The sequence below is a fragment of the Oliverpabstia intestinalis genome (assembly GCF_009696065.1).
GTDB classification, from domain to species: domain Bacteria; phylum Bacillota; class Clostridia; order Lachnospirales; family Lachnospiraceae; genus Oliverpabstia; species Oliverpabstia intestinalis.
Genome location: NZ_VUMS01000051.1, coordinates 1 through 7325, shown reverse-complemented (window position 1 = coordinate 7325; position 7325 = coordinate 1). Strand labels below are relative to the sequence as shown.

8 protein-coding genes are annotated in these 7325 nt (G+C 33.0%); 6 read left to right on the top strand and 2 right to left on the bottom strand.

Annotation, left to right across the window (positions count from 1 at the left end; translation table 11 throughout):
• The first annotated feature begins 252 nt into the window (after positions 1-252).
• Positions 253-540: a hypothetical protein gene (locus tag FYJ57_RS14380; protein ID WP_154433186.1), complete on the top strand. Its 288-nt coding sequence runs from the start codon at positions 253-255 to the stop codon at positions 538-540.
• A 347-nt stretch (positions 541-887) separates the two neighbouring features.
• Here the strand turns inward: FYJ57_RS14380 and FYJ57_RS14375 are convergent, their stop codons facing one another.
• Together FYJ57_RS14375 and FYJ57_RS14370 are read right to left on the bottom strand one after the other, a co-directional pair.
• Positions 888-2306, bottom strand: a complete 1419-nt coding sequence (locus FYJ57_RS14375; protein ID WP_205840004.1) for a TGS domain-containing protein — start codon at positions 2304-2306, stop codon at positions 888-890.
• Positions 2307-2311: 5 nt separating this feature from the next.
• Positions 2312-3355, bottom strand: a complete 1044-nt coding sequence (locus tag FYJ57_RS14370) for a helix-turn-helix domain-containing protein (RefSeq protein WP_154433184.1) — start codon at positions 3353-3355, stop codon at positions 2312-2314.
• 293 nt (positions 3356-3648) lie between these two features.
• Between FYJ57_RS14370 and FYJ57_RS14365 the strand changes: the two genes are divergently transcribed.
• The 5 genes from FYJ57_RS14365 to tnpA all read left to right on the top strand — a co-directional run.
• Positions 3649-4770 (top strand): radical SAM/SPASM domain-containing protein, encoded by a 1122-nt coding sequence (locus FYJ57_RS14365; protein WP_154433183.1) that lies wholly within the window; start codon positions 3649-3651, stop codon positions 4768-4770.
• An 18-nt stretch (positions 4771-4788) separates the two neighbouring features.
• On the top strand, positions 4789-5547 hold the full coding sequence (locus tag FYJ57_RS14360) for an SDR family NAD(P)-dependent oxidoreductase (protein WP_154433182.1): 759 nt from the start codon (positions 4789-4791) through the stop codon (positions 5545-5547).
• A gap of 21 nt (positions 5548-5568) precedes the next feature.
• Positions 5569-6063: an SET domain-containing protein gene (locus FYJ57_RS14355; RefSeq protein ID WP_154433181.1), complete on the top strand. Its 495-nt coding sequence runs from the start codon at positions 5569-5571 to the stop codon at positions 6061-6063.
• A gap of 17 nt (positions 6064-6080) precedes the next feature.
• On the top strand, positions 6081-6893 hold the full coding sequence (locus tag FYJ57_RS14350) for a hypothetical protein (protein ID WP_154433180.1): 813 nt from the start codon (positions 6081-6083) through the stop codon (positions 6891-6893).
• A 247-nt stretch (positions 6894-7140) separates the two neighbouring features.
• Positions 7141-7325 (top strand): IS66 family insertion sequence element accessory protein TnpA (gene tnpA / locus FYJ57_RS14345; protein WP_408636493.1); only part of this gene is annotated, 185 nt, incomplete at its 3' end.

The following is a 7325-nucleotide window of genomic DNA, read 5'->3' as shown; positions in this document are numbered from 1 at the left end:
ATATTATGTAGCGACAGTAGGCAATATTACAGAAGAAGCTGTAAAAGAATATATACAGCAGCAAAAAGAAGAATCTAAAAGAGAAGATACACGACGGTAAGCCTCTTTCAGAGGCAAGCCGGTATGAATGCTTGAGGCATCCGCCTTTTAGGCGTGCAGGCATAGGACCCTTATAGGGTCAAAAACAAACCACCACTTGAAGTGGTGGTTATGACTTAGTACGATAAATACAGGGAAAGGTGGACAGTGTGCATGGCGTACGTGGAAAAAGAGGGGAGTAGAGAAGTTTTCCTAGTCGGGTACTATAATGTCTTATTCTACTTAATGTTTAGAGTTGGATTAGACGAATACAAGAAAAATATTCTTATTGATCGGATAAATAGTGGAGAGAAAATGCTGATGAAGGATATTTATGGATGGTGCCAGAAACAGCAGGTACCAATGAAATGTAGATTCATTTATAGGAAAGATTTTTCAATCGCAGCGAACATTTGGAACTTGTATTCATATTTTAGATTTAAATTGGAGATAAAAGAATGAATTTATATTTATGTGTATGGAGAAAACAAATTAAGGGATGATAGAATCTTTTGGAAAAAACATTTCCGCGCTACCGCTTAGAGTACTGCATTCCAGATTAACCGGTCTAATATCGATTAATCTTCCGTTTAGTGCAAAAAACACCTGAGCAGTGTATCGTAACAGTTGGCCTTATTGACCGTAGTATGCGGCCTAAATTACCATACAAAGTGGACAGACTGACTGGAATATACATACAATAGGATACAACAAAAGTTGTCAACTTAAATCACCAAGAAATTTTGATATTTTTTATAATAAAAATAGCCGGGGGTTCCGACTATTTTTTTACAGATGTATTAATTGGGTTATATATTTTGGCGTTTAAGAAAAAAAGCAATTAGTAGTTTAGTGGACTTTTTTGTATTAACATACTCAAACCACTCAATTGTTGCATGATATATTTCGTCCTGAGAATCTGAGATAATATTAATAAAATCCCCGTTTTCCAACTTAGTATAAAGTGGAAGAATTTTTGGGCTGTTGTTGATAAAAGCACCTTTTGCACAATAACCAATATCTGGGTGTAAATAAAAAGCAAAATCCAAAGCGGTAGAGCCACGCTCAATATGATGTGGTGTATTGCTTCTATCATAAACTACTATTTGCTTATCGACACCAGAAAACATTTGTTCATGACGAAAATGAATGTTTGCAGATGCTCCGAAGCCATAAGTGTTTTTTAGATAAACGGTTTTGGTTTTCAAAAACAATCGATACCTGCAATAGAAATAGTCCTCTAGCAGTAGATATGTATCGCTTTTATCCGAAACACTTTGGTAATCTATTATTCGTATTTTTAGCGGGTGTAGTATATTTTTGTAAAATTCAATAAATGAATCCATTGCTAAAGAATTATCGGCATCATTGAATACTAATGTTATATCAAATAGCGGAATGTTATATTTATTTAAATATTCATTTGGGTCGGCTGATATATCAGGATTAAATCCAAGGGAACACAGTTGCCTATAAATACTAATCAGTTTTCTGGCTTTAAATTTATATGAAATGGTTTTGTATTTAATAGGTATCAAATCTATTTCTTTAGAGAATAAATTTCTGCTATTAAAACATTCATCAAAGACTTTCCTCGTTTGAGCAATAGTTTGAGTATTGGTGCGGAGGAGTTGATTAAAACGAACAGAAATAGCATCATATAAGGTGGGATTTTCAATCCTAAAACATTCATTTTCTAAAGAATCTAATAAATAGCGAACCCCTTCTTCTCTGGCTATTTCAAGTAAAATTTTGTTACTTTTTGACATATGCGATAAAGATAAGACGGGGGTATGAGTGTTCTGTAAAACATCAATACGATCTGCAAGTTTAATATATAATGCGGTTTTAAAAGTTTCACTTTGGTTTTGTAAATTTATTGGCTTGATTGAGACTGTTGTATTTTCAATAGTACTATCCAATTCACCATAAAATTCTATTATATTAAAAATTTCAAGATTGTTTATATATGATTTTATAAAGGCTATATCTTCTGCAGATAAAAGATTTACTTCATGTAATAAAGCTGCTGCAATCACTTCGGAATTAAATCCCATTTTAGCGATGATAATGCTTACTCGTAATAGATGTTCTACATTTGTGGCAGTTTGCTTTTTTTGTAAAATCTTTAAAATATCATATGCTTTGGTAATATTATTTTTATTGTATAGTCCATGAGCTTGTGCTGTATGAAGTAATTTATTATATAATTTTTCTTGTGTTGACATTTTATCTATCCTTTTTTTGAACATCTTTTTATTAAGTGATACCAGTCATCATCCTTATCTGACGATACTTTTTTTATACGGAACAAATTGGAAGTAACAGTTTCATCAACAAACTTTTCTAATAAAGATTGGATGAGATAAGTTTTTTGTTCATCAGAAAAAGGTACGGATGTTAGGGAGGCTTTTGTATATAAGTTTTTAAAAGCATTTATTAATTCTAATGTTTCATTATACATATTTAAATTAATGTGATTAAACTGTAGCTCTCTTGCAATTTCGTCTAGAGATATTGTTAGAGGATATCTCGATAAAGCCACACACTGTATACAAGGATCTAAGTTGAATCCTTTTGAAACAGAATTCATTGTTCCGATACCTCCGATATATGTAGACTGTTCAGAATTTGGGTTTTTTAATATGATTAGTGAGCAGTCTCTGTAATTGTGATTAAGGCTAATAAAAATATTATCAGGTGAAAAAGTAACGTTGCCCTTATAATAATTGGTCTTACTAGTTTGAGCATAGGTTTTGTGAATTAATTGTATTTCCTGAGTTCCTTTATAAATATTGTTGCTTTGAGTAATAGAATTATATATGTTTTCTAGCATTGTGGAATCAAGATTGAAGCATGCAAGTGCATCTACAATGTTGGATGATTTTGAGTAAAGTGTAAGCAACCCCATTCGTAAAGCTTGTGCAGGAATAATACAGTTTTTGCTATCTTGTGTGCTGGTGGTGTAATAGTACAGTATATAAGTGCCTAGATACTTTTTTATATTTGAGGGAATGAAAAAACTAGGTACTGCAGCCATTTCTTGTTGTATTTCATCGGCTGATAAAAGTTCTGAGGTAAAGGTGTCAATAGAAATGTTATATTTGTTTTTCAAATACAGTAAAAAATCTAGTGACGGAAGAGTGGCGTTGTTTTCATAACTAGATAAGGTTGGGGTTGAAATGTTTGTTTCTTTGGCGAAATCCTTTTGGCTTTTGTTTAATACATCGCGCAAAGTTTTGATATTTTGTCCAATTGTGTTAGAATTTTTAATCATAGTCTTTCCTCTGTTTCTTTATGATATAGATATTATAGTTTATTTTATGATATATATCAAATTTATTTTATGCGAAAAACGGCATTAAATCAAATAGAAAAATAGATAAAGAAAATTATATATATTAAAGAGAATTTGATTATTTTAAGCCTTAATAAAAATATTTAAAATATAAGATAAAAAAAACAATATAGAAAAACAAAAGAAAAATATAAAAATTGGAATATAACGTTGACGCGACTGGATAAATATGTTAATCTCGAAACAAGATATAAAGAAAAGGAGGGGATATCATGTCACATGTAAATAAGCAGATGATTTCTTTCTTTTTGACAACAGATTGCAATTTGCGATGTGTGTATTGTTACAATTGCAATGAAAGAGAGAAACAGGAAACGAAAACTTTGTCTTTAGAGTTTGCGAAAAAAGGATTGGAATTATTTTTTAAAACTAATCCAAGCAGGCATATTAGATTCTATGGACCAGGTGAACCTACTCAAAAAATTCAGCTAATGAAGGAAATTACCGAGTATGCATATGAATTGGCAGGGAATAATTTGAGTGTTGAGTTGCAAACAAATGGAGCATTTGGGAAAACGGCCAGGGAATGGATAGCCCAAAATGTAGATATTGTTTGGGTATCATTTGACGGACCGCCGGATATTCAGAATGCAAATCGTCCTTTTCCCCAAAAGAGACCTTCAGCAGGGGTTATTGAAGAAAATGTCAAGTACTTACTTGCTAATAAAAAGAAGGATGGCGGAATAATTGGTGCAAGAATAACGATTTCGGAAAAAAACATCAATAGACAGAAAGAGATGATAGATTATTTCTTGAGTTTAGGAATTACATATATGTGGACAGATCCTCTTTTCCCAGAGGTAACAGATATTCCTGTATGTAAAGATGAAAGTAGAAAAGATAGTAAACTTTTGGATATGAATGAATATGCTGAGAAATATATTGAGGCTTATTATTATGCAAAAGAGAAAGGCGCATTTTATGGAAGCTTTTTAGCATGCAATTTTGATGGTTCTTCAGAATATCATTGTAGAGCATGTACTCCTGTTCCGCATCTTACTCCTGATGGATACATATCAGCTTGTGATATGGTAACTTTTGGAGAAAATGCACATCATATGGAAGTGTTTGTTATTGGAAAATGGGAAGAAAAAGAAAAAAAGATTGTTTTTTATCCAGAAAGGATAGAGGCGCTTCAGAATCGAAAGACAAGCAATATGGTACACTGTAAAAACTGTTCAGTAGCTGAACATTGTGGCGGATATTGCTTGGGGGAGGTTGTAAATGAAACGGGAAATTTATATGGTCAAAAAGCTTCACATTGCATTGCAATTAAAAAGATAGCGAGAGAAGTGGGATTTTCAAAAAATCCTTATAAGTATTTACACCCATAAAGAAAGGATGGTAGTGATATGAGTAAAACAGTTGTGGTTAATGGAGCAGCGTGTGCAGGATTTGGTGAGGAGACGATGCGTAAATTGGTAAATCAGGGAGTAAAAGTAATCGGTTTTTATTTTCCTGAGGATAGTGTGCGGGCACAGGAATTGAAAAAAGAATTTCCTGAAAAGACTTTGAGTTTGATTGCAATAAAAGCCTATGATAGAGAGAGCGTCATGGCAGGTATTCATAGTATTAAAGATGAGATTGATGGTTTTGTAAACGCTCATTTTATTTTTGAGATGGACGATATAAATGACTTTGACTATTTGAAGGCAGAAAAAGTTTTCTTTGCGAATTATCATATGCCTTTACTAATGGCAATTGAGCTAAAGAAAAAAATGAAAAAAGCATCGTCGGTAGTAATTGTAACAAGTACGGAATCAGAGAGAGGTTCCTATGGTGGTATTTCTTATGCTGCATCTAAAGCGGCAATGCATAATGCAATTAAATCCTTAGCATGTAATTGGGGTAAAGAGAGTATTCGCGTAAATGCAGTAGCAGCAGGATGGATTGGTGGGGAAATGGATACTGATGGCCCGTTTGAAGTATCAATGAATATTACTCCTTTAGGAAGATTAGGACGAGCAGAGGAAGTGGCAAACGTGGTGGCCTTTTTGCTTTCCGATGAAGCAAGTTTTGTAAATGCACAGACACTTTTTGTTGATGGAGGGTACTTATGTGTTGATGATATTGCAAAATATGAATATGAGGAAGCTCAGAAGGGTTGTTAAGGAATGCGGGGTGGATAAATTGTGAAATCTTATGTTTCAGAAAAGATTGAAATTCGTGATAGTGTTATTCACGGTAAGGGAATGTTTGCGAAGCAACATATAAAGAAGGATGAAATAGTGTTTATTAAAGGTGGACACATTTTATCGAGAGAAGAATTATTTACATCAGAAAAAATAAATAGTTATTTGCCAATTGCAGACAATTTTTTTATTGCAGCATGTTCACCAGACGAAGAAGAACAGATTAAATTATTTAATAATCATTCTTGTGAGCCCAATTGTGGTTTAAGAGGTGAAATAACCTTTATAGCAATAAAAGATATTTATCCAAATGAAGAATTGACATGTGACTACGCTTTTATTGATGATGAAGATTACAGTTTTAAATGCAACTGTGGAAGTCCTTCATGTAGGAAAGTAGTTACAGGTCGTGATTGGAAAATACCACAATTGCAGAGGAAATATTATGAGTATTTTGCAGAATATCTAAAGAAAAAAATAGACGCAGTAATGTAGTAGAGGAGGAGTTGTACATGAAAAAAATAGATGAGATGCTAGTAAGGCTATCCGCAATTGCGACAATAGCTTCTGGAGTATTAATGATATTTCAGGGTGTACAACTCCTATATATTGTTATAAATTGTGTAATGGCTGCTTTTTTGGGCGGAGTAGTAATCGTCTATGGGATAAAGCGGAGAAAAAGGCCAGAAATACAATTAAGAAAAAAATATAATGCATACTTAGAATCGAAACCCGAATACCTTCAAAAAATTACGGCAGCGGAGGCTGATGATCTAAAAGAAAGAACGGAAGCGGCAATAAAACACGCTGGTAGAAATAGAAATTTCGATGATAAGGTTTATTACCTTTTATTGTACACGTTGTTTTATACAGCAAAGAAGGAAATATGGTCAGTTTCAATTATGGATGATGCAGAATGGGTTGATACATTAGAAGAAAGAATCTATTTAGAAGCAAATCTTAATGTTCATGAACAGAAGATTCATTTGAAAAGAATTTTTATAGTATCAAGAAATGATGCAGGACGTAAACTTAATGTTTACCAAATTAGAGATTTTATTCAGAAAAAGAGTCAGTATATTCATTTATTTATTGTATTCAAAGAAGATCTGGAAGATGCATTATTGCGTGATATAGGTAGTGGATTTATAGCATTTGATGATTTTACAGTTGCTTGTGATGTTTTTTGGAATAATGAAATTAGAGGTTGTTTACTATTTGATGAAATGGATATAAAACGATATAAAAAAATATTTATGGAAATGGATAATCATTTAGTTCCTTTAAATCGTAAAGAATGGACTAAATGGTGTGGAAAATGGTAATAAACAGTATATGAGATAAAAGACCACAGGGGTGTGCCTCTGTGGTCTTTTAAAAACAATGAAAAATATAGTGACTCCATTTATAAAACTGACATTAGAAATAGTAATGCTTTTGCCAGTTTTTCCTTTTGTATGAAGAAGGGAGACAGTAAGCGTCAAATCCTTCGCCTTGGATAGTTAGCACGATTGTGCAATACTCTAAAGGACACGAAAAAACTAGTAGTTTTTTAGAGGAGGTATAACTATCATGGATCAATCCACACATGATGTTCGGCGTGCAAACTGGCTGGACATCGTTAATCAATGCCAAGGAAGACCCGTCGGTATGTCGGCAAAACAATGGCTTGAGGAGAATGGCATCAAAGAAAAAGCTTATTATTATTGGCTCCGAAAATTTCGCAGAGAAGCCTATAACCAAACGCAGTTGCCGAC